Below are 23,444 nucleotides of genomic sequence, written 5' to 3'. Positions count from 1 at the left end.
TGGAATCAAAAGATGACAGTTGAATAACGTAAAAGACAGTTTAGAGAAAAAACTGTCTTTAATATGCCGAACGCTACAAAACCATGATTAAGGTTCCAATGGTAATCAAGATGGTGCCAATTAAGGATTTCATAGTAAAATCTTCGTGGAGAAAGATAAAAGCAAGGATGAGCGTGAGAACAACACTAAGCTTATCAATAGGAGCGACCTTGGAGGCTTCTCCTTCTTGCAATGCTCGGTAGTAACAAAGCCAAGAAGCGCCTGTTGCTAGGCCTGATAAAATCAGAAAAATCCAGTTTTTCTTACTGATGTTAGCTAAACCAATTTGTCCTTTAGTTAAAAAAACTATACCCCAAGCCATCAAAACGACGACTACTGTCCGAATAGCTGTTGCTAGATTAGAATTAACCCCAGCAATCCCAATTTTAGCTAAGATAGATGTCAGTGCTGCAAACAAAGCAGAAAAAAATGCAAAAATTGCCCACATAATGGAAGCCCCTTAAAGTTTTATTCTTTTATTTTATCACATTTGATTCTATCTAACACAAGTAAACCAAGGAAACTCAGGCAGCAAGAACTGTCTGGTTTTTCTTTGTATAAATTAAAATATGGGAAGAATTTGAACCTAGTTGATAAAAAACCACAAGCTAAGACCTGTGGAAATGGTTGATTTCGTGTTTCATATCTTGTAATAAATCCAGTTCATCTGTGATTTCTAATAAGACCAATCCTTTTTTGATTAATTTATTATTATTTTGACAAATTCCTAATCGAATATTACATAAAGCTAAAGCATCATACCTCTTTAACTTTTGTGCAGTCTCTAAAGCTAGTGTGACAATTTTTTCACATTGGTGAAATTCATTATGGTGCAAATAGATTCCTGCTAAATTTGAGAGAAGAGTTAAGCGATCGTTTTGAAAATTTTTATAGTCTTTATATTTCTCTGAATTTTCCAAAATTTTATCAGTAATCAAATGTAGGGTATCCATCGAAAAATGATGTAAAATAGATACTAGAATCCTAAAATCATTTTTATACCAAGTATCTTCTTTTTCTAAATAATTCCAAAACTGCTTGGTGATAGAGATTGTTTCATCTGTTAATGTTTTAACTCCGTTTTTTCTAATAGAAATGAAAAGTTTTAACAAATCATGAATATGCTTAATTGGTAAATCGTATTCCTTACGAAGATATCTTTCACAGAGTTCTTGTAGCTCTTCTAAATCTTGTGTGCCACTAATAGAGCTTATATTTAAAGCTTTGTTAAATATGATACTTCTGGGGCTAGGGTTATAGACGTGACAGATATACTCAAACTCTTCAAAACTCATATTGATTTGACGTAGTAAAAATTCCATATTTTCGTATTTGGGAGTAGCCTTCCCGCTTTCAAATTTAGCCAGAGTTGTTCGGGATAGAACCTCTCCGCATACATCTGCTTGCGATAAACCTTTTGATTTGCGAATTTCTTTATAAACAGCTCCGAAATCATACTTCATAACAAACCTACAAACCTCTCAGAATAATATAGTGCGAAAAAAGTTAGCGTTTTCAAAAAAGTGATTTCAAATATTATAACATAGAAGTGAAAATTTATAAAGAAACGGAGGGAGAATATGAGAACAGCTTGTTTACAATTGATGATACTTTTGTTACTGTATCCAAGTATCTGGCTATTTTAATAAGTAAGGTGTGAATTATGTTTACATTTCATTCAAATTAGGAAATAACACGTTATGATATTTTCATCAAATGGAAGTCTATACTAGTTAAGACAATATTTGATATATCATATATATAAAGGAGGAAACCATATCAAATAGTTCAAATAAATTTACGAAATTAGCACTTATTGGTGCTCTTGCCCTTACTCTTAGTCCTTTGGCTGGAGGTGGGGTCTCGGCAGATACCCAGCATCCTCATCCTACTTATAAGGATACTTGGAATTATGGTGTAACATCAAATGGATGGGCCTACTCGCATTATTATTTAGAAGCACCAATCCGTCTTGGAAGCGGCTCATCTGTGACCGATATATGGGGAAATGTAAAAGACTATGCCAAATCAAATTATGGCTGGGCAAATTCAGGAGCTACAAAACATTGGTCATGGATTCAAGCAAAGTCATTTTATTCTTGGTATGAATTCTAATAGTCATACGATTTAATAAACTTATCGTGGAGGGAAATGCCTGCATAGTAGAATTTCAGTTTTTCCCTCCTTGTTTTTTGTTGTAAAGGAGTCTTGTATGAAGTGGCGGCTAACCGTTCTTTCTTTATTTGTCTTACTAATATCATTTTTATCTTTAGGTGCTGTTAAAGAATTTGGGAACGACATTCCTTATCCTGCGCAGGCAGCTTTTTCATTGACGGGCTCTAGTGAGGTTGATAAAAACCAAATTTTTGATAAAATACAGGAAATTGCAGATAAAAAGCAATTAACTATTTATCGTCCTTTTTTAGATAAAAGTGGTCAGCAAGCTACATTTGTTTTTGGAAAGATACAGCGCAAAAATCAATCTTATATCACGGATCGAGGAGTCTTGGCAGCAAGTACCGCGACTGGTATGTATTATTCTAGTAAGGCGCTACCGACAGAATTAAAAACAGAATTGCAGCGATTTGGCTTGACTTACACAGGAGCAGACCTTCCGTGGTACTTAGTGCCAATCAACTTTCTATTTATGAATTTACGCTCTCTGGCAGTTTGGACTTTATTTTTTGTTTTTGCTGTGCTTCTTTTTGCAGTCAAAATGCTTTATGTTAAAAAAGCTATGATTCAGCGCAGTCTGGGGCTTTTTGATAGAGAATTTCGGCGTTCACTTTGGTTGGATTCTACTATTTTGATTAGCACAGGAATCCTTGTGTGGCTACTTTTTGTTTTATGGCAAGGTAGTATGGTAAATGTTTATGTTAAGACGTTTAGCTTATTACTATTTCTCAATCTCTTTATTTTGATGGTTATTAGCTTACTTGTCAATCTACTTTTTGCTTTAAATGTTCGCCTTATGGGAGCTGTAACTGTCTTGAAGAATAAAAAATCAAATCCGTTAGTGCTTTATATCTGGCTTTTTGGAATGTTGCTATCTTGCTTTATCTTTGGCGTGACTGCATCGGAAAGTGTTAAAACCATTTCCAAATCTGCCCAAGAAATAGCCGTTTTGGGAAATTGGAAAATAGCTCAAGATTATGCTGCGATCACTTGGTTTGAAAATACCGCTACTCATACTGATGAAAATCATCAAATTGATTCAACATTTATAAAAGAAAATGCTGCGAAGCATAGACAATTGATTCAATCTTTTGGGACAGATGGCTGGCTTTATTCAGAGCAATCTAGCCTTAGCCCAGATCGAACTAAGCACGCTCCGGAAGAATTTAAGCAGGAGCTGGTAAGAAATGGTGTCGATAGTAAAATTGCAGAAACATTGTTCTATGTCAATACAGGATTGATGAATAAAAATAAAAAATTGTATCCTCAAAATAAGTATGGGCAAGCACCGAAAGAAAGCTTAGGTGTTATCTATATTCCAAAAAGTCAGATGGCTCACATAGACAATGTTCGTAAGATAATTAACTATGAGCACTTCCGATATTCAGCTTTAAAAGCTGAGGATTTTCAAATCGTAGAAATTCCTGATGGACAGAAGACTTTTCTTTTTAACCATAAAGACGGTCCAGATGAATTATTGGCTAAACAAGAAGTAGTGAACAAGATTTTAGTGCAAATCAATTTTCACAATCTACCAGCAGATGCAGCTTTTGATAACTATTATACAGTTCTTGCAACAAAAGGAGCTTTTAAACAGAAATGGATAAAAGAAAAGATTAGCCAAGCTGGTTTGACTCATTTTTCTAGTATGACAAATATTTCAGAGCAACTATTATTAGCTCGTGAAAACATTGTTAGCCAACTGACAGGGACGATTACTGCTCTACTGATGTTAGTCTTGGCGCAGTTCTTTATTATTTATGAATATATTACCACTCGCATGAAACAAAAAGCGAAAAAGATTTCTTTACAAAGTTTGTTAGGAGCAAGTAGCTATCTAGAAATTTTTCAGTCTTTACTGCCATTGATAGCAGGCATTTTATTCATCAGTGCATTGACAATTTTAGTGATGAAAGGTAGTTTCCTAGTAGTTGGTTTAGTAGGAGTTCTTTATGCGTTTGAGATAACTGCTATGTCTTACTTTGCTTTAATGAACGTCAGAAAAAATCGTGTTCAGATTATAAAAGGAGATTTTGAAATACTATGATTGAGATAGAAAATTTAGCGAAAAAATATGGACGAAAAACCGTCTACAGCCATGTCAATCTACATTTTGAAAGGAATCAATCCTATGCTTTAGTTGGGCTTTCGGGTTCTGGAAAGACAACATTGTTAAATGCAATTGCTCGTTTAGAAAAACCAGATCAAGGCAGAATTTTGCTCAATAAGCAAGATATTTGGAAAATGAAGGAAAAAGATTATTTTAAACATTATCTGGGCTATGTCTTTCAAAATTATGCTTTGGTGGAAGAAGAAACAGTTTTCGACAACTTGAAACTATTGGCGGGTAAATCAGAAATTCTGATAGCTTTAAAACAGGTTGGACTAAATGAGTCTGTCATGAAGTCCAAAATTTATGAGCTTTCCGGTGGTCAAGCTCAACGGGTTTCAATTGCGCGATTATTATTAAAAAAAGCGAAAGTCATTTTGGCAGATGAGCCGACAGGTGCTCTTGACCAGCAAACAGGAAAATCAATTATTGATTTGTTGCTTAGTTTAGTTGCATCAGACACTGTGGTTATTTTTGCGACGCATGATCCAAATGTTTTTGAACGAGTTGATCAGGTCGTTGATATCACACAGATTAGTGGCTCATTAGAACAGTCATATTAGATTGATTGACAAACAAAAAGAGGCTATGTCTCTTTTTGTTTGTCAAGATACTATAGATGATATGCTGAGCAACTTGAAAATTGTTTTATTAACAAATTTTAATCTTTTTTATGATAAAATAAGACCAAATTGCGAATAGTAAGATAGGAGGTTCTATGAAAGCAGAAATTATTGCTGTAGGTACTGAAATTCTGACCGGGCAAATTGTCAATACGAATGCTCAATTTTTATCGGAAAAGTTAGCGAGTCTAGGGATTGATGTCTATTTTCAGACTGCTGTCGGTGACAATGAAAATCGTCTTTTATCTATTTTGGAAATTGCAAAGAAACGGAGCGATCTTGTCATTCTTTGTGGTGGCTTGGATCCAACAGAAGACGACTTGACCAAGCAGGTGTTGGCAAAATTTTTAAATCGCAGGTTGGTCTTTGACCAAGTAGCTATGGAAAAATTAGATCGTTTCTTCGCGAGTCGACTGGACTATGTTCGAACACCAAATAATGAGCGGCAAGCTCAGATAGTGGAAGATTCGACTTCTCTACAAAACGAAACCGGACTTGCGGTGGGGGGCGTGATTGAAGTAAGTGGTGTAACTTATGTTGTTCTGCCTGGTCCACCTAGTGAATTAAAACCTATGGTGAACAATGAGCTGATTCCGATTTTAGCAACGGATCAAAAATTGTATTCAAGAGTTTTGCGCTTCTTTGGCATTGGTGAAAGTCAATTAGTAACTCTTTTAGGAGATTTAATTGATGCTCAGATCGATCCGACCATTGCTCCTTATGCTAAGACGGGAGAGGTGACATTGCGATTGTCCACAAAGGCTAGCAGTCAAAAAGAAGCAGATACTAAGTTTGCTTATTTGGAAAAGAAAATTTTAGCTGTACAGACTTTTGAGAAACAACGTTTAGTGGACCTTTTCTATGCTTATGGAGATGATAATTCTCTAGCGCAGACAACTTTTGAATTGTTGAGGAGAGCAGGCAAGACTGTTACAGCAGCCGAAAGTTTGACTGCAGGCCTTTTTCAAGCAACTTTGGCAAACTTTTCTGGAGCCTCTAATGTCTTTAGTGGTGGCTTTGTCACTTACAGTATGGAGGAAAAGAGCCGCATGCTGGACATTCCTTTGGCAGACTTGGAAAAACATGGAGTTGTTTCTGCTTTTACAGCAAAGAAAATGGCTGAGCAGGCCAGAAAATTGACTGCCAGTGACTATGCAGTGAGTTTGACGGGTGTGGCAGGTCCAGACAGCTTAGAAGGATATCCGGCAGGGACAGTTTATATTGGCTTAGCAACCACAGAGAATGTACAATCTTTTAAGGTTAATATTGCCGGTCGTAGTCGGACTGATGTACGAAAAATAGCTGTTCTGCATGCTTTCAATCAGTTACGAAAAACTTTATTAAAAAACGAAAATATGCTATAATAATTAGATAGTCGAGAAAATTAATTTATCACTATACAGGAGAAATAAATGGCGAAAAAACAAAAAAAATTAGAAGAAATTTCAAAGAAATTTGGTGAGGAACGTCAAAAAGCGTTAGATAATGCACTTAAAAATATCGAAAAAGATTTTGGTAAAGGGGCGATTATGCGTTTGGGTGAGCGCGCTGAACAAAAAGTTCAAGTTATGAGCTCAGGTAGCTTGGCGTTAGATATTGCACTTGGTGCAGGAGGGTATCCAAAAGGTCGGATTATTGAAATCTATGGACCAGAATCATCTGGTAAGACGACAGTGGCCCTCCATGCTGTTGCTCAGGCTCAGAAAGAAGGCGGAATTGCGGCCTTTATTGATGCTGAGCACGCTCTGGATCCGGCGTATGCGCAAGCTCTTGGGGTTAATATTGACGAATTACTCCTTTCTCAACCAGATTCTGGCGAGCAAGGACTAGAAATTGCTGGGAAACTGATTGATTCTGGTGCAGTAGATTTGGTGGTCATAGACTCTGTGGCAGCTCTTGTACCGCGTGCTGAAATTGATGGTGATATCGGAGATAGCCATGTTGGTTTGCAAGCGCGTATGATGAGTCAAGCTATGCGTAAACTATCTGCTTCTATTAATAAAACGAAGACAATTGCGATCTTCATCAACCAACTACGTGAAAAAGTTGGTATTATGTTTGGAAATCCAGAAACAACACCGGGCGGTCGAGCTCTTAAATTTTATGCTTCTGTCCGTCTGGATGTCCGTGGCAATACTCAAATCAAGGGAACTGGTGATGAAAAGGACACTAATGTCGGTAAGGAAACCAAAATTAAGGTTGTGAAAAACAAGGTGGCTCCGCCATTTAAAGAAGCCTTTGTGGAAATCATGTATGGTGAAGGAATTTCCAAAACAGGTGAGCTCATCAAGATTGCAACAGACCTAGATATTATCAAAAAAGCGGGCGCGTGGTATTCTTACAATGATGAAAAGATTGGGCAAGGGTCTGAAAATGCTAAGAAATACTTAGCAGATCATCCAGAAATTTTTGATGAAATTGATCACAAGGTTCGAGTTCACTATGGTTTGATTGAGAATGATACTGAAGATGAAAAAAATGCAGAAGCAATTAAATCAGCAAACAAAGTAGAGGAAGTGACTCTAGACTTGGACGATGCGATTGAGATTGAGGAATAATTTTTTTAAAATAGGTCGTAAGACGGAGGGATTTTATGGTATAATATAGTATGATAATAGTACCGTGTGGCGAAAGGAGTACTTACATGATTACAATTTATACTGTCTCAAGTTGCACTAGTTGTAAAAAAGCAAAAACATGGCTCAATGCTCACCAGTTAACTTATAAAGAACAAAATCTTGGTAAAGAAGGGATTACAAAAGAAGAATTGTTAGATATTCTAACAAAAACTGAAAATGGGGTTGCAAGTATTGTGTCTTCAAAAAATCGTTATGCAAAAGGTTTAGGCGTAGATATCGAAGAATTGAGTGTGAGTGAAGTGATTGATTTGATTATGGAAACGCCACGTATTTTGAAAAGTCCTATTTTAGTAGATGATAAACGTCTTCAAGTAGGATACAAAGAAGATGATATTCGTGCATTCCTACCTCGCTCGGTTCGTAATGTTGAAAATACAGAAGCGCGTTTACGCGCGGCCTTGTAAAGAGTGGGATTTCCACTCTTTTTTATTTCAATGTTTATTGATATTAAAAATATGATAAAATAAAGAATGAGGAGGAGTTAATCTATGAAAAGAAGCCTAATTTTATTAACCATTATTCTTACAGTCTTAGTAGGCTGTGGTCAAAAGAAAGAAACAAAATCAAAAGCAAGCAAACAATCTATTGATAGTACGTTGCCAGTTATTGCAAATGCTGAAAAAGAAACGGTTGTGACGAAAAAATTATCGTTTCCAAAAACAGCTGAGGGAGTTCAGCAAACGCAAACAATTACTTACAAAGGGAACCAATTTTTAGGTTTAACGATTGAACAAATTTTGCCGATGAAAGAAGAATTAAAAAAGGTGGTTGCTGAGGTTGGAGTTGCTGAGGCGCAAAAATTATTGGAAAAATCTTTGGCTGAAGATGAAAAATTTACACAAGCAAAAAATTTGCAAGGCTTTTCAACCTCTTTGGAAATTATAAATGAGCAAGAATTGAAGCGAACTCATACGTTTGATTTTCAAGTTTTGGATGTTAATAAAGCCGCAAATACTGAGTATTTAAAGAATATGAAATTAAAAGAATTTTTAAAAATGAAACCAAAAGAATATGTTGAAGATCAGATTGCCAGTGGTGCAACGGAAGTCAATCAATAACTTGTTAAACATGAATTGATTTTTTAGACGGCTCTTTTTGACAACGCTTACAAAAGATGGTATACTATTCTTATAAAGCTCTAAAATACAAGGAGGATATTTTTATGAGAAAATCGGTTGTTTTGTTAGGAGCAAGTTTGTTGCTGCTCACAGCTTGTGGTCAAAAATCCGGTCAGAATCAGTCAGGGGATAGTAAGACTGGTTCGAGTGTTGTGAAAAAGGATTCTGTTGTGACCAAGTCTTTTCAACAAAAACAGACTGTCCAAGGGATTGAACAAACACTTACGCAAACTATTTCTTATGAAGGAAAAACCTTTAAGAAGTTTGTGATAAATCTTGAACAAATACTTCCTGAAAATATGAAGAGTGCATTAGCGGGTCAAGATTTAGAAAGCACTAAGCCGCACTTGATTTCTGCTTTTGAAAAGGCTGCAGGATTGGATAAATTTAAGTCTTTGGGCGGTGTTGATGTTAAAACAGACATTACAAAAGACTATATTATTAAAGTTGCAATCAATATTGATATGAGCAAAATCAACCTTGATGAAGCATCAAAACTGGATACATATGGCTCTATGTTTTCAACTATCAAAAATTTAACACCTAAACAATATATTGAATCTGTCAAAGCAGCTGGTGCTAAAGAAGTTGCAAATCCATGATTTTATAGGTGTATATGAAACAAAAAAAGCTGAAATTTATTCAGCTTTTTTCAACCCCTTTCATTTGTGAAAAGTCTTGAAATGTGCTATAATATGGGTATTCTAGTGAAAGAAGGTGTAATTGTGGGATTTACAGATGAGACAGTACGTTTTAATCTTGATGATTCAAACAAAAAAGAGATTAGTGAAACATTGAAAGATGTCTATGTGTCGCTGAATGAAAAGGGCTATAACCCAATCAACCAAATCGTAGGATACGTGCTTAGTGGTGATCCTGCGTATGTACCTCGCTATAATAATGCACGAAATCAAATTCGTAAATATGAACGTGATGAGATTGTAGAAGAATTAGTTCGTTATTATTTGAAAGGACAAGGCATTGATCTCTAATGAGAATTATGGGGTTAGATGTTGGTTCAAAAACAGTTGGTGTTGCAATTAGTGACCCACTTGGTTTTACAGCTCAAGGGCTTGAAATTATTCCCATCAATGAAGAACAAGAAGAATTTGGTTTTGAGCGTTTGACTGAACTTGTCCAAGAATATAAGGTGGACAAGTTTGTTGTGGGTCTTCCTAAGAATATGAACAATACAAGCGGACCACGTGTAGAAGCAAGTCAGGCTTATGGGACTAAGATTGAGCAGCTATTTCATTTGCCAGTTGAATACCAAGATGAGCGCCTAACAACAGTAGCTGCGGAGAGAATGTTGATTGAGCAAGCGGATGTGAGCAGAAAGAAGCGAAAAAAAGTGATTGATAAGCTCGCAGCGCAGCTTATATTACAAAATTATTTAGATCGAAATTTTTAATAAATAAAGGAGAAAACATGGCACACGATCATAACCATGACCATGAACACGAAGAACGTGAACTAATTACTTTAGTGGATGAGCAGGGAAACGAAACTTTGTTTGAAATTCTCTTGACCATTGATGGAAAAGAAGAATTTGGGAAAAACTACGTTCTATTGATTCCAGCTAGCGCAGAAGAAGATGAAAATGGCGAGGTAGAAATTCAAGCCTACTCGTTTACTGAAAATGAAGACGGAACCGAGGGTGACCTCCAACCAATTCCAGAAGATTCAGATGCTGAATGGGATATGATTGAAGAAGTTTTCAATAGCTTTATGGAAGAATAAAAATTGCGTACACTAGCTTTTCGTATTACAAACAATGAAGAGATTGAAAGGCTGTGTGAATAGTTATTTTTATGGTATACGAATGAGTGGTTGGTTAATTCCCATGTGGAGCAAGAGTTCCAGCCATTCAAGTGAATTGTGGGGTGTGACATGAACCAAAGTCTGGTTCTGTTTCACTCCCTTTTTGCTGGGAGAAGAATATGAATGAAATTGAAACGTGGCTAGAGAGCCGCATTGGTTTAAATTTTCGCTCTGGTTTAGAGCGAATGAGGCAGGCTATAAGTCTTTTGGATCATCCGGAAGAAAATTATCCCATTATTCATGTGACAGGAACGAACGGAAAAGGCTCAAGCATTGCTTTTATGAGTCAATTATTTGCAGAGCATAAAAAGAAGGTGGGAACCTTTACGTCACCTCATATGGTGAGCATTTATGATCGGATTTGTGTCAATCATAAACCAATCTCTGACAAGGATTTTGTTAGAATTGGGCGCCGTATTCAAGCAATGGAAAGGCAACTTTTGCAGACACAAGATCCATTATCTTATTTTGAAATTTTAACACTCATAGCTTTATTGTATTTCGAAGAAGAGCAGGTAGATGTGGCTTTAATTGAGGTGGGAATTGGTGGACTTTTAGATGCAACAAATGTAGTGATAGGAGATGTTGCGGTTGTAACGTCTGTAGGATTGGATCATCAAGAAACATTAGGAGACTCCATAGTAGCAATTGCTGAGCAGAAAGCGGGGATTTTCAAGAAAAAGGAACGAGCTGTTATCGGGCCGCTGGCTGAAGAAGCCAGGAGGGTCTGCGAATTGCGCGCAGATGAGTTGGGAGTTGTTTTGTATGAATACGGTAGGGATTTTTCATTTTCAAAAGGACAATTTTCTAATCAAGATAAAATGATAGTTGGTTTACAGCTGGATCTCAAAGGTACTTATCAGGAAGAAAATGCAGCTGTTGCTTTGCAAAGTTTTCTTTTATTCATGAAACAGCAAAATTGGCAACCACAAGTAAAATGGATACGCAAGGCTTTGCAAGAGACCCATTGGGCAGGGAGACTGGAATGTTTTGAGAGAGGAATTTATTTGGACGGGGCTCACAATTTACCCGCTTTGTCACGTTTGGTGGAGTTTATTCGCCAGCAAGAACAAAAAGAAATTTTTCTTTTATTCGGTGCTTTGAAACGTAAAAATTATCAGGGAATGCTGTCTTATCTAAAACAAGAATTGCCAGATGTGCGGTTGACGATAACGACATTTGAGGATGACGGTGCAATAGACAAGCGGAATCTGACAACTGAAACCTATGTTTCCTCTTATCGGGAGTTTATTGAACAATTCATTAAAAAATCTACTGATAGTCAGCTTCTTTTTGTGACAGGTTCTCTTTATTTCATTGCAGAAGTTCGTGCTTTTCTTTTGGAGAAAGAATTGACTGCTTGAAACGAGAAATAGTAGAATAGAAATGTAATCAAAAAAGGAGGGAATCAAATGGTACAATTAAAGAAACTTGGCTATGCCACATTTTTTCTAATAGGGCTTATCATTTTGACATCGTGTGCCAAGTCTAATCAAACTTCATCATCATCTCAATCTATCTCAAGCAGTCAATCAACTACAGTCTCAAGTGAGAGCAGCACTTCGTCAACTATTGCAGAAAATTCGGTAGAAAAATTAGACGGTACTTATAAAGGTATGGACGAAGAAGATGAGATCACTTTGGTTATCAAGGGAAACAGTGGCACGTGGACAGAAGAAGAGCCAAATGGTAAGAAAGAAGTAAAACAAGTGAGCATTGATCCAACAAATCAGCGAATGACGATTGGTGACGACATTGAGCGTTATATGATTAATGGCAATCAGTTGACAATTGAGGATATTGAGCAAGAAAACGGCGAAAATGATACGGTTGTTTTAACGAAGCAATAACTTATTTGATATTGGAGCAATGACTCTTAATAGAAAAACTAAATAGTAGCTTGCAAATGTAGGAGGTTGAGTTCAGATATTTCATCAGTTTTTATAACCACTGCTTTAAATTGTGTTTGTTTTACCCACCGCTCCAAATGGTTTATAAATTGTTCGCTTCGTGGATTTTATCTGCGCTCGCTAGTGATTCTCTATACTGGAGTTATGTGAGAATGAAAAAAGTTTAGTATTTCAGAAAAAATTTAGAAATAAGAAGATGAGGGAAGAGAATTTGACTAACTTTTTGAAGTGTAATAGGTGATAAAAACGAACAGCGAGAGAGAATTTTTTCAACTTACGGTAAATCGAAATACAGTACCAGTAGGAAAGGTGGATTTTGAAGGGGGAAGACAAGTTAAAAAGATAGATCTTACAAAATCAGGTAGCTATAAAACAGATAAGATTATCAGTTATCACATTTCTATTAATCAGTCTGGTAAAGAGATTTCTGATGCCAAAGTAACAGACATTCTGAGTACTCCTAAAATTTCTTATATTAAGAACAGTTTCAAAATTGAAAAAGGTAAGTGGGTGATTGTAAATAATCGTTGGGTATTGAAGAATAAAATAAATGTCACGGAACAATTTACAATCAATTTCATATCTGACTCACAATTTTCGGTTGATTTAGGTCATATCAAAGCAGGAGAAGGTTATCGTATTAACTATAAAGCTAAAGCAAACTATAATTTACAGAATGGAGAAATTGTTGAAAATATTGCTTCACTTTGGTCAAGTAAAATAAAAATCATAAATTCCATAGTGAAGACTACTTACAGAGAAGCAAGCGGAAATGCAGAAGGTTATGTTTACTCAATCACGCTGCATAAAAAGGATGAAGTTTCTGGCATGCCTTTAACGGGAGCTATCTTTAGGGTTATACGAGATCGCAACGGTACTACAGTTGGGGAATTTATCACAGATAGTGCAGGGGAAGTAACAAGTCTGAATCTATTAAAAGATACTTATAAAATTAAAGAAATAAAAGCTCCGGCTGGATATTAGCCATTTAAACGAAAGTTTAAGATTACTCCGGATAAGTTTAATAATGAGAAGACTTATGATTTGGAAGTTCTCAATAAATGAGGATTGGTTGAGGTCAATTGAAAGTTAAGAAATTATTAATTGGACGTGATTTAAAGGCAGGTGAATTTGAGTTTGAACTCAAAGGCACAGAGGATAATGTCCACCAAGTCAAGAAAAATGCTGTTAATGGTGATGTGATTTTCGATACTATTGAGTACACGAAAGTGGGAACATATCATTATATGATTACTGAAAAAGATACGAAACTTCAAGGTGTAATCTATGATAAAAAAGTGATCAAAGTAACAGTGACTGTTACAGACAATAGTTCGCGTATACTAGAAACTAAAGGTCGATATGATCAGGATGTTAAAGCTTTTGAAAATAGCTATACCCTACCAGCAACACCGCCGAAGAAAGGTTTGCCTAAAACAGGAACAGCTGTTCATTACTTAGCAATCTTTATGGATATGATATTGTTAGTGGGTGCAGTTTACTTCATCAAGAAAAAAATAAGTCTAGAGGTGGAAACCTAATGAGAAATGGAGAGTCTAATTAGGTTCCCTTTTTTATTGAAAGTTTTAAAAATGATTTGAAAATCAAGCAAGACTTGACTTTGGCTTGATTTATTAGGTAATCCCCGTTATACTAGTACTAAATACTGATAGGGAGAGAATATGAGTTTTAGGAAATTTCAGCTATTGATGTCAAAATATGGTTTTAGCATCATTACTATGGTGTTAGAACTGGTGCTTGTTTTTTGGTTTTTCTTTTGGCTCGGTCGATGGACGCCTACTTTATGGATTGCCTTTGTGATTTTGTTCAGTGTGGCAACGATTTTGGCGATTGTCAATCGTTCAATGACGCCAGAAAGCAAAGTAACCTGGCTTTTAGTGGCTTTTATTCCAGTCTTTGGACCGTTGCTTTATCTGATGTTTGGTGAGCGTCGTTTGTCTAGAAGTGAATTGAAACAGTTGAAAAATATGGATCAAATGAAATTTCGTGAGGACAATAGTTATGAGTTGCGTTTAGAGTTGAAAAATACAGATAAGTCAGCTTATGGGATTATCAAATCACTTCTTAGCATGGATCATAATGCGGATGTATATGACGGTACGGAATCACAATTTTTCCCTTTAGGCGAAGAAATGTTTCAAAAAATGCTGGAAGATTTGCGTAAGGCAGAAAAATTTATCTTTTTGGAATATTATATTGTGGAAGAAGGTCTCATGTGGAATAGTATTTTGGATATTCTGCGTGAGAAAGTAACTCAAGGTGTCGAAGTGAAGATGCTCTATGATGATATTGGCTGTATGGCGACTCTTCCTGGCGACTACACCAGTCGATTACAAGCTATAGGGATTGATGCCCATAAATTTAACAAAGTGATTCCGCGAATGACAGTAGCTTATAATAATCGAGATCATCGTAAAATTCTTGTTATTGATGGGCAGATTGGCTATACTGGAGGGGTCAATTTAGCAGATGAGTACATTAATCACATTGAGCGTTTTGGTCACTGGAAAGACGGTGGGATTCGTTTAAATGGTCGTGCAGTAAAGGCCTTGACACGTCTTTTTCTTATGAACTGGTATATCAACCGTGGAACCATTAGCGATTTTGATCAATATCATTTGGACAACAAAGCAATAGATGCACCAGGACTTTATATTCCGTATGGAAGCGGACCTAAGCCTATGTACAAAGCTCAAGTGGGGAAAAATGTTTATCAAAATATTATCAGTCAAGCAACAGATTATGTGTATATTGCTACACCGTACTTAATTATTGATTATGACTTGACAGAAGACATTAAAAATGCAGCTATGCGTGGGGTAGATGTGCGGATTGTGACCCCTTATATTCCAGATAAAAAGCTGATTCAGCTCATTACACGAGGTGCTTATCCAGACTTGATGGCAGCTGGGGTTCGGATTTATGAATATACCCCAGGTTTTATTCACAGTAAGCATGTGGTGGCAGATGATGATTTTGGTGTGGTTGGAACAATCAACTTTGATTATCGAAGTCTGGTTCACCACTATGAAAATGCTATTTTGATGTATAAAACGCCTTCTATGTTTGACTTAAAACAAGATTTTGAAAACCTTTTTGAGAATTCTCAAGAAATTCATGAGGATACTATTAAAAATACCTGGTATCAACGTTTAATCAAAGAGATTGTTGAATTGTTTGCACCTATGCTATAAAATTTCTCTTGTATGAGAGGAATTTTTTCTTTTTTACGAATAATTTAGTAAAAAGAAGGCGAAATAATGATACATCTAACACAAGAAGAACAAGAATTTTTACAAAAGTATACAAACAGCAGTCATCACCGTTTTCGAGATTTGGAATATTATGCCTTGCTTTTGCAAAAGATGAAGATTGTGTCAGAATCAAGCTGACAGATAGAGGAGATTTTGGTATACTAAATAAGACTGATATCAAGGAGAATCTTTATGCACGACACAATGCTTGAACAAGAGCCAATGGTAGAGAGTATTCACGAAGAAAGTGAACAGAAAAAAATTTTTGTAGAACCTACACCGACGCCGTTTGTCGTTTTATTTTTGTGGAGCTTATTATTGAGTGTTTTAAGTGTTGCCAATCCGTTTTTGACCAACTTTGCTACTAATCTGCAATCTCAAAATTTATATGCTGGATGGGCAATGGCGCAGGGGCAGGTTATTTATGGAAATATTTATGGAACGAGTGGTTTGCTTTATTATCTAACTAATTGGGTGGGTAGTCTTTTCATGGGCAATATTTTATTTGCAGTAGTGCAGTGCTTTGCCCTATTTGTTGCAGGAATTTTTCTTTTTAAAATTGTTTACCAATTAACAACTGTAAGGAATACCTCTGTAAAGATTCTTTCTTTATTTTATGGCTTAACCTTAGCTTTGGGCTGGGGCGGTTTATATTCTAGTATTTTTGCTTTTCCTTTTGTATTTGGTGCACTGTACTTTCTGATGCGCTATGTTGCAGGAGAAGCTAGTGACAGAGTTTTTATTGGTTTTGGTGCGCTCGGTACATTGATGTTTATGACAGATCCGATGACAAGTCTCGTGTTTTATTTAGTGGCTTTCCTTGTTTTGTCAGCTTATAATATTAGTGTAAAGAAAAAAGTACATGGCCTTTATCAATTTTTAGCAGCACTTGTAGGCTTTTCGTTTCTATTTTATCCTTTGGGCTATTATACGGTTTTAAATGGTAGCTTTGGTCTTGCGATTAGTCAGATTCTTTATCCGTTGGAAAGCTTTCGCTTTGCAGGGCAGCACTTGTTGTATAATGGTTTACTTTATGGTGGGTTAATCATTGGAATTGGTTTAGTGTTTTCTTGGGTGAGAAGTTTTTCATTGCCAGCAAATTCTTTGGAACGTTTCCTGCAGCTATTTAGTTTTTTCGCGTCCTTGATTTTAGTTTTATTTGTTTTCTTTTTGCCAGATCAAGGCGCTTATCAGCTGTTGCCTGTTTTGCCATTCTTCCTGATTTTGCTCAGTATGTGGTTAGGAAAAAGTAAACTTAAAAGAGGTGGACGTCATAGCCGTGTACAAAAATCTACATCTATTTTAGGAACGTATGTTGCAAAAAATGCTTTCTTGCCGCTTTTAGCAGTTACTTACTTAATTGGTTCTCCGCTTGTTAATCACTATATTTTATCTTCAGGTGAAGCAAGTGAACGTGTTTCTGCGGCAAATTATATCAAAGATAAAGCGAAGAAGACTGATAAAATCTATGCTTGGGATAAAACAGCAGCGCTTTATCAGGCGAGTAGACACTTATCTGCAGTACCAATTTTAACACCTAGCTTGTACCAAGGAACCGATGAAAATAAAATGGCGCTAGCTAGGAGTCTGAAAGAAAATGCACCAACCTATATTTTAGTGAATAATCAAGTGCCTGTTCTTCAAGATGTGCAAAAACAAATTCAGAAAAATTATGAGAAAACTGACCTGGAACTTCATCATTTCAAGCTTTATAAATTAAAATGATTTAATCAATATCTTGTGTTTAAAATAAAATTTAAAGTTTTTTTCCACAAGATATTGATTTTTTTTGTTGAGGTGATATAATATATTTTATACGAATGGAGGAGCTCATGATAGCATTAAAAGAAGAAACAATACAAGGTTTTGCTGATATTTATGTTGAAAAACGTGACGGTCGTCGTGTAGCTTTTGACGCAGATAAGATTTATAAAGCGCTTGTCAAAGCTAGTCAAGAAGTCACGACGATGACGCCGTTGTTAGAAGCAAAACTTGAAGGGATTACCAATAAAATTGTAGCAGAGGTGATTGAACGCTTTCCTGCTGGTGTTAAAATTTATGAAATTCAAAATATCGTTGAGCATGAATTGTTGCAAGCCAATGAATATGCTATTGCGGAAAGTTATATTACTTATCGCACGCAACGCGATTTTGCGCGTTCAAAAGCAACAGATATCAACTTCACAATCGGCAAATTGCTGAATAAAGATCAAGCGGTTGTCAATGAAAATGCCAACAAGGACAGTGATGTTTTCAATACTCAACGTGATTTGACAGCGGGGATTGTTGGGAAATCAATTGGTTTGCAAATGCTGCCGCCGCATGTAGCAAACGCCCATCAAAAAGGGGATATTCATTATCATGATTTGGACTATAGCCCATATACGCCGATGACCAACTGCTGCTTGATTGATTTCAAAGGGATGTTGAAAAATGGTTTTAAGATTGGAAATGCAGAGGTAGAAAGTCCAAAGTCGATTCAAACCGCGACTGCACAAATTTCTCAAATCATTGCGAATGTCGCCTCTAGTCAATATGGTGGTTGTTCAGCTGATCGAATTGATGAAGTTTTAGCGCCTTATGCTGAAAAGAATTACGAAAAGCATTTGAAGGATGCGCGTGAATGGGTCGTTCCTGAAAAACAGGAAGAGTTTGCTTGGGAAAAGACGAAAAAAGACATTTACGATGCCATGCAGTCTTTGGAATATGAAATCAATACCTTGTTTACGTCAAATGGACAAACCCCATTTACATCGCTTGGTTTTGGTCTTGGCACCAATCGTTTTGAGCGTGAAATTCAAAAAGCGATTCTTCAAATTCGCATTAAAGGTCTGGGGTCTGAACATCGGACAGCTATTTTTCCTAAATTGATTTTCACGTTGAAGCGCGGATTGAACTTAGAACCGGATAGCCCAAACTATGATATTAAACAGCTGGCTTTGGAATGCGCTACGAAACGGATGTACCCAGATGTCTTGTCTTACGACAAAATTGTGGAATTAACAGGTTCTTTTAAAGTTCCAATGGGCTGCCGTTCTTTCTTACAAGGCTGGAAAGATGAAAACGGTCAAGAAGTCAATTCTGGTCGGATGAATCTTGGCGTTGTGACGGTCAACCTTCCACGAATTGCTCTTGAATCTGAAGGCAACATGGAGAAATTCTGGGAAATTTTTAATGAGCGGATGAATATTGCTGAAGATGCGCTCGTCTACCGTGTCGAACGCACCAAAGAAGCGACTCCAGCTAATGCTCCTATTCTTTATCAATATGGTGCTTTTGGAAAACGTCTAGGTAAATATGATAAGGTGGATCAACTCTTTAAGCATCGTAGAGCCACGGTTTCTCTTGGCTATATTGGTCTATATGAAGTGGCTACAGTCTTTTATGGTGGTGAATGGGAGCACAATCCAGAAGCCAAGAAATTCACAGTCGATATCGTTCGTGAAATGAAGCGCCGTGTAGAAGAATGGTCTGACCAATATGACTACCACTTCTCTGTTTATTCTACACCGTCTGAAAGTCTGACAGACCGCTTTTGTCGTCTGGATACAGAAAAATTTGGTCTTGTAAAAGATATTACAGATAAGGAATACTATACGAATAGTTTCCACTATGATGTCCGTAAAAATCCGACACCGTTTGAAAAATTAGATTTTGAAAAAGATTATCCAGCAGCTGGGGCTTCAGGAGGCTTTATTCACTACTGTGAATATCCTGTTCTACAACAAAATCCGAAAGCACTCGAATCAGTCTGGGACTATGCTTACGATCGTGTGGGCTATCTTGGAACCAATACTCCGATTGACCATTGTTACAAGTGCGATTTTGAAGGGGACTTCACGCCAACCGAACGTGGATTTACTTGTCCAAACTGCGGCAATAGCGATCCTAAGACAGTTGATGTTGTGAAGCGAACTTGTGGTTATCTTGGAAATCCTCAAGCTCGTCCGATGGTAAATGGACGTCACAAGGAGATTTCGGCTCGTGTTAAACACATGAATGGTTCAACAATCAAGTTCGAAGGACATCATATAGAAAAATAGGAACTTTCATGGGAAAATATCAATTAGACGATAAAGGGAAAGCACAAGTCACACGCTATCATGAAAAACACTCGAAAGGTGGAGTCAACAAGAAAGCTCGTGTTACAAGTTTGCGAGAACAATTTTTGCAAAAAGCAAAGAAAAAATAAGGGAAAGAGTGAGGTCTGCATGAAGCTAGTCTCACTCTCTTTCTATCAAGGTGTGAAATATGAAATTAAGACGACCAAGATTGGAAGATAAGGACGCAGTCACGGCTCTCATAATGGAATTTGAAAGTTTAAATGCCGCACACGATGGTGGTTTTTGGAACGAGGAGGATTTTGATTATGAAGATTGGATTGTTGGGAACCGAGATGCAGAAATGGGCCTCAATATTCCTGATACCTGGGTGCCGGCTATACAGTTTGTTGCCTTTGATAAAGGACAGGCTGTTGGCTTTCTAAATTTACGCTTGCGTCTGAATGAACATTTACGCGGACATGGCGGTCATATTGGTTATAGCGTTCGTCCAACTATGCAGGGGAAGGGCTATGCGACCGCTATGTTGAAAGAAGGGCTTCTTGTCGTTGCTTCAAAGAATATCCACCGAGTGCTAGTTACTTGTGCGGAGGACAATTCTGCTAGTAGGGCAGTTATTTTAAAAAACGGGGGCATATTAGAAGACATCCGACAGGGCACCGAACGCTATTGGATAGATTTGGAGTAGAAAAATGACATGGAATACACCGAAGCCAGGTGAGTGGAAAAGTGAAGAGTTAAGCAAGGGGCGTATTATTGACTATAAAGCCTTTAATTTTGTGGATGGTGAAGGGGTGCGTAATTCCCTCTATGTCAGCGGCTGCATGTTTCATTGTGAGGGCTGCTACAATGTAGCGACCTGGTCGTTCAATACCGGGATTCCTTATACGCAAGAGCTGGAAGAGCAAATCATGAAAGATTTGGCTGAGCCCTATGTTCAAGGACTGACCTTGCTAGGAGGAGAGCCTTTTCTGAATACTGGGATTCTCTTGCCCTTAGTCAAGCGTATTCGACGAGAGTTGCCTGACAAAGATATTTGGTCTTGGACGGGCTATACATGGGAAGAAATGATGCTGGAAACACCAGATAAACTTGAACTTCTTAGTCTCATTGATATTCTGGTAGATGGTCGTTTTGATAAGGCAAAACGAAATCTCATGTTACAATTTCGAGGTTCCTCTAATCAGCGTATTATTGATGTACAAAAGTCTCTCAAAGCTGGAAAAGTGATTATTTGGGATAGATTGAATGATGGCACAGAAAGTTTTGAGCAGGTTAATCGAGATAAAACAGAATAAATTTGAACCAAGGTAGGAATTGATTGTTCCTACTTTTTTGTTGTTTAAAATGTAATGGCGAAAGATTGCATTGAAAACGCATTTATAATTTAAAGTTTTTGTAATTCTTAAAGAATGTTTAACTTTCAGTTATTTTATGCTATAATGGAGTAATAAAATGGATAATTCTACGTAGGGGTTTAAAATGGTCCAAAAAAGATTGCGCTCTTCTAAGAAGAGAGGTTATCGAATCTTAAATATTGCTTTGCTAATCGTTTTTGCATTGCTAACAGCATTATTGGTTTTTTCAATGTTTCGGTATAATATTCTAGCATTTCGGCACTTGAATGTTTTACTATCAATCTTGCTAGTAGCCGTAGCACTAGTGACTGGCTTTTTAATTTTTAAAAATAAAGCGCGTGTCACAACGACTATTATTCTCATTTTGGCTATTTTAGTTAGTTCAGGTGCGATGTATGCCATTAAAGAAGTGCTGGATTTGTCTAATGGTCTAAATGCAACATCCAACTATTCTGAATATGAAATGAGTGTGGTGGTACCGGCAAATAGCGACATTAAAGATATTAGCCAAGTGAAAAATGTTCTTGCTCCGACAGCAAATGATGAAAAAAATATCAAGGCATTAACAAACAACTTAGCAAAAACTAAAAAAGTCAATCTAACGGTTGATCAATCTTCTTCTTATCTGGCAGCTTATAATTCTTTGAGGAATGGTGAAGCGAAGGCTATGGTGCTAAATAGTGTTTTTGAAAGTGTTATCGAAAACGAACATCCAGATTATGCTTCAAAAATTAAGAAAATCTATACTTATAAGATTAGTAAGAAAATAGAAAATGCGCAATCACCAGCTACCAACAACGATGTCTTTAACATTTATGTTAGTGGTATTGACACTTATGGTCCCGTTTCGTCTGTATCTCGTTCGGATGTGAATATCATCATGACAGTGAATCGCAAAACAAAAAAAGTGTTATTAACAACAACACCGCGTGATGCTTACGTACCGATTGCTGATGGTGGCAACAATCAAAATGATAAATTGACGCATGCTGGCATTTATGGTGTGGAAGCGTCCATTCATACATTGGAAAATCTCTATGGCATTAAAACCAACTATTACATCCGACTCAATTTCACTTCTTTCCTCAAATTAGTGGACTTGTTAGGTGGTATTGACGTTTATAATGACCAAGAATTTACAAGTTTGCACGGGAATTATCATTTTGGTGTAGGAGATGTTCATCTAAATTCTGAGCAGGCTCTAGGCTTTGTGCGAGAACGGTATTCATTGAGTGGCGGAGATAACGACCGTGGTAAAAATCAAGAAAAAGTAATTGCGGCAATTATTAAAAAGTTGACTTCAACACATGCTTTGAAGAATTACAATGAGATTATTTCAGGTTTACAAAATTCAGTTCAAACCAATATGAGTCTTGAAACGATGATGAATCTCATTAATACACAACTAGAATCTGGCGGTAGTTATACTGTGACTTCTCAAGCTGTTACAGGTGAGGGACGGACAGACCTTCCGTCTTATGCTATGCCAGATGCGAATCTTTACATGATGGAATTAAATCAAGATAGCTTGAATGCAGCCAAAGCGGCAATTCAGAAAGTGATGGAAGGTAAATAAGATTGATTGATATTCATTCGCATATTGTGTTTGATGTAGATGACGGTCCCAAGACACGTCAGGATACGCGAGAGCTTTTGACGGAAAGTTATCGCCAAGGAGTTCGAACGATTATTTCAACTTCTCATCGTAGAAAGGGAATGTTTGAAACTCCTGAAGAAAAAATCGCGGCAAATTTTCATGTGGTTCAGCAAATCGCTAAAGAAGTGGCGGACGACCTCACCATTCTTTATGGTGCCGAAATTTACTATACTAGCGATATTTTAGAAAAATTGGATAAAAAAATTATTCCAACTTTGGGTGGAACGAGTTATGCTCTGATTGAGTTTAGTATGACAACTCCGTACAGAGAAATCCACAGTGCTTTAAATAATGTTCTGCGTTTAGGGATTACACCAGTTGTAGCCCATATTGAGCGTTATCATTGCTTGGAAAACGATGTGAAAAAAGTGCAAGACTTGATCAACATGGGATGTTATATGCAAATCAATAGCTCCAGTGTCCTAAAGCCGAAGTTATTTAGTGGCGATAAGTATAAATTCATGAAGAAACGGGCGCAGTTCTTTATGGAGCAGGATTTAGTGCACTTTGTGGCGAGTGATATGCACAATTTAGGTCCACGACCTCCTTATATGCAGGAAGCCTACCAAATTATCTCTAAAAAGTATGGCAAAGCATATGCTGATGCACTATTTCGCGAAAATCAAGAAATATTATTAAAAGACGAATTAATTTAGGA

The 23,444-nt window shown here is 36.8% G+C and carries 26 protein-coding genes; 24 read left to right on the top strand and 2 right to left on the bottom strand.

From position 1 onward, the window contains the following. Nucleotides 1-73 precede the first annotated feature (73 nt). On the bottom strand, nucleotides 74-487 hold the full coding sequence (locus tag H8787_RS09320) for an EamA family transporter (RefSeq protein ID WP_006269778.1): 414 nt from the start codon (nucleotides 485-487) through the stop codon (nucleotides 74-76). A 160-nt stretch (nucleotides 488-647) separates the two neighbouring features. Further along, on the bottom strand, nucleotides 648-1,502 hold the full coding sequence (locus H8787_RS09315; protein WP_187327919.1) for an Rgg/GadR/MutR family transcriptional regulator: 855 nt from the start codon (nucleotides 1,500-1,502) through the stop codon (nucleotides 648-650). A 382-nt stretch (nucleotides 1,503-1,884) separates the two neighbouring features. Here H8787_RS09315 and H8787_RS09310 point away from each other — a divergent pair, with 382 nt between their 5' ends. The 24 genes from H8787_RS09310 (at nucleotide 1,885) to cps4B (ending at nucleotide 23,442) form a co-directional block, all read left to right on the top strand. Further along, nucleotides 1,885-2,154: a hypothetical protein gene (locus tag H8787_RS09310; RefSeq protein WP_020998096.1), complete on the top strand. Its 270-nt coding sequence runs from the start codon at nucleotides 1,885-1,887 to the stop codon at nucleotides 2,152-2,154. 97 nt (nucleotides 2,155-2,251) lie between these two features. Further along, nucleotides 2,252-4,261: an ABC transporter permease gene (locus H8787_RS09305; RefSeq protein ID WP_187327918.1), complete on the top strand. Its 2,010-nt coding sequence runs from the start codon at nucleotides 2,252-2,254 to the stop codon at nucleotides 4,259-4,261. Then, nucleotides 4,258-4,887, top strand: a complete 630-nt coding sequence (locus H8787_RS09300) for an ABC transporter ATP-binding protein (protein ID WP_006269784.1) — start codon at nucleotides 4,258-4,260, stop codon at nucleotides 4,885-4,887. The genes H8787_RS09305 and H8787_RS09300 overlap by 4 nt, the downstream gene beginning before the upstream one ends. A 155-nt stretch (nucleotides 4,888-5,042) precedes the next feature. Then, on the top strand, nucleotides 5,043-6,311 hold the full coding sequence (locus H8787_RS09295; protein ID WP_187327917.1) for a competence/damage-inducible protein A: 1,269 nt from the start codon (nucleotides 5,043-5,045) through the stop codon (nucleotides 6,309-6,311). 48 nt (nucleotides 6,312-6,359) lie between these two features. Continuing rightward, nucleotides 6,360-7,505 (top strand): recombinase RecA, encoded by a 1,146-nt coding sequence (recA, locus tag H8787_RS09290; RefSeq protein WP_006269775.1) that lies wholly within the window; start codon nucleotides 6,360-6,362, stop codon nucleotides 7,503-7,505. An 86-nt stretch (nucleotides 7,506-7,591) separates the two neighbouring features. Continuing rightward, the gene (gene spx, locus H8787_RS09285; protein WP_003026638.1) at nucleotides 7,592-7,990 is read left to right on the top strand and encodes a transcriptional regulator Spx; all 399 of its coding nucleotides are present in this window, start codon (nucleotides 7,592-7,594) and stop codon (nucleotides 7,988-7,990) included. Nucleotides 7,991-8,074: 84 nt separating this feature from the next. Beyond that, nucleotides 8,075-8,644: an SP0191 family lipoprotein gene (locus H8787_RS09280; RefSeq protein WP_037598406.1), complete on the top strand. Its 570-nt coding sequence runs from the start codon at nucleotides 8,075-8,077 to the stop codon at nucleotides 8,642-8,644. A 104-nt stretch (nucleotides 8,645-8,748) separates the two neighbouring features. Further along, nucleotides 8,749-9,306, top strand: a complete 558-nt coding sequence (locus tag H8787_RS09275) for an SP0191 family lipoprotein (protein WP_003071476.1) — start codon at nucleotides 8,749-8,751, stop codon at nucleotides 9,304-9,306. 123 nt (nucleotides 9,307-9,429) lie between these two features. Continuing rightward, on the top strand, nucleotides 9,430-9,696 hold the full coding sequence (locus H8787_RS09270) for an IreB family regulatory phosphoprotein (RefSeq protein ID WP_009569646.1): 267 nt from the start codon (nucleotides 9,430-9,432) through the stop codon (nucleotides 9,694-9,696). Next, nucleotides 9,696-10,115: a Holliday junction resolvase RuvX gene (ruvX, locus tag H8787_RS09265; protein ID WP_003071469.1), complete on the top strand. Its 420-nt coding sequence runs from the start codon at nucleotides 9,696-9,698 to the stop codon at nucleotides 10,113-10,115. The genes H8787_RS09270 and ruvX overlap by 1 nt, the downstream gene beginning before the upstream one ends. 17 nt (nucleotides 10,116-10,132) lie before the next feature. Then, a complete protein-coding gene (locus tag H8787_RS09260; protein WP_003027765.1) occupies nucleotides 10,133-10,444 on the top strand; it encodes a DUF1292 domain-containing protein in 312 nt (103 codons plus the stop codon). A gap of 200 nt (nucleotides 10,445-10,644) precedes the next feature. Next, entirely contained in the window at nucleotides 10,645-11,889 is a 1,245-nt protein-coding gene (locus tag H8787_RS09255) for a bifunctional folylpolyglutamate synthase/dihydrofolate synthase (protein ID WP_187327916.1), read from the top strand. A 48-nt stretch (nucleotides 11,890-11,937) separates the two neighbouring features. Further along, a complete protein-coding gene (locus H8787_RS09250; RefSeq protein ID WP_003071462.1) occupies nucleotides 11,938-12,375 on the top strand; it encodes an SP_0198 family lipoprotein in 438 nt (145 codons plus the stop codon). Nucleotides 12,376-12,672: 297 nt separating this feature from the next. After that, nucleotides 12,673-13,419, top strand: coding sequence for a collagen binding domain-containing protein (locus H8787_RS09245; protein ID WP_115263559.1), 747 nt, complete (start codon nucleotides 12,673-12,675; stop codon nucleotides 13,417-13,419). A gap of 98 nt (nucleotides 13,420-13,517) precedes the next feature. Beyond that, on the top strand, nucleotides 13,518-13,976 hold the full coding sequence (locus tag H8787_RS09240) for a Spy0128 family protein (protein ID WP_187327915.1): 459 nt from the start codon (nucleotides 13,518-13,520) through the stop codon (nucleotides 13,974-13,976). A gap of 141 nt (nucleotides 13,977-14,117) precedes the next feature. Further along, the gene (cls, locus tag H8787_RS09235) at nucleotides 14,118-15,650 is read left to right on the top strand and encodes a cardiolipin synthase (protein WP_048801164.1); all 1,533 of its coding nucleotides are present in this window, start codon (nucleotides 14,118-14,120) and stop codon (nucleotides 15,648-15,650) included. Between the two features lie 66 nt (nucleotides 15,651-15,716). Then, a complete protein-coding gene (locus tag H8787_RS10180) occupies nucleotides 15,717-15,848 on the top strand; it encodes a hypothetical protein (protein WP_262350632.1) in 132 nt (43 codons plus the stop codon). A gap of 54 nt (nucleotides 15,849-15,902) precedes the next feature. Further along, nucleotides 15,903-17,435 (top strand): heme transporter CcmD, encoded by a 1,533-nt coding sequence (locus tag H8787_RS09230; protein WP_187327914.1) that lies wholly within the window; start codon nucleotides 15,903-15,905, stop codon nucleotides 17,433-17,435. A gap of 107 nt (nucleotides 17,436-17,542) precedes the next feature. Next, nucleotides 17,543-19,753, top strand: a complete 2,211-nt coding sequence (gene nrdD / locus H8787_RS09225) for an anaerobic ribonucleoside-triphosphate reductase (RefSeq protein ID WP_187327913.1) — start codon at nucleotides 17,543-17,545, stop codon at nucleotides 19,751-19,753. A gap of 8 nt (nucleotides 19,754-19,761) precedes the next feature. Beyond that, complete coding sequence (locus H8787_RS09220; protein WP_003038368.1) at nucleotides 19,762-19,902, top strand: hypothetical protein; 141 nt, start codon at nucleotides 19,762-19,764, stop codon at nucleotides 19,900-19,902. A 59-nt stretch (nucleotides 19,903-19,961) separates the two neighbouring features. Then, entirely contained in the window at nucleotides 19,962-20,459 is a 498-nt protein-coding gene (locus H8787_RS09215) for a GNAT family N-acetyltransferase (RefSeq protein ID WP_187327912.1), read from the top strand. A 4-nt stretch (nucleotides 20,460-20,463) separates the two neighbouring features. After that, entirely contained in the window at nucleotides 20,464-21,069 is a 606-nt protein-coding gene (gene nrdG, locus H8787_RS09210) for an anaerobic ribonucleoside-triphosphate reductase activating protein (RefSeq protein ID WP_187327911.1), read from the top strand. A gap of 184 nt (nucleotides 21,070-21,253) precedes the next feature. Continuing rightward, nucleotides 21,254-22,705: an LCP family protein gene (locus H8787_RS09205; protein ID WP_187327910.1), complete on the top strand. Its 1,452-nt coding sequence runs from the start codon at nucleotides 21,254-21,256 to the stop codon at nucleotides 22,703-22,705. A gap of 2 nt (nucleotides 22,706-22,707) precedes the next feature. Next, entirely contained in the window at nucleotides 22,708-23,442 is a 735-nt protein-coding gene (gene cps4B, locus H8787_RS09200; protein ID WP_187327909.1) for a capsular polysaccharide biosynthesis protein Cps4B, read from the top strand. Nucleotides 23,443-23,444: the final 2 nt, after the last annotated feature.

Source organism: Streptococcus sp. NSJ-72 (assembly GCF_014334035.1).
In the GTDB taxonomy this organism is placed as follows: domain Bacteria; phylum Bacillota; class Bacilli; order Lactobacillales; family Streptococcaceae; genus Streptococcus; species Streptococcus constellatus.
Note: the sequence above shows the minus strand (reverse complement) of the source record. Positions and strands in the feature narration are given on the sequence as shown.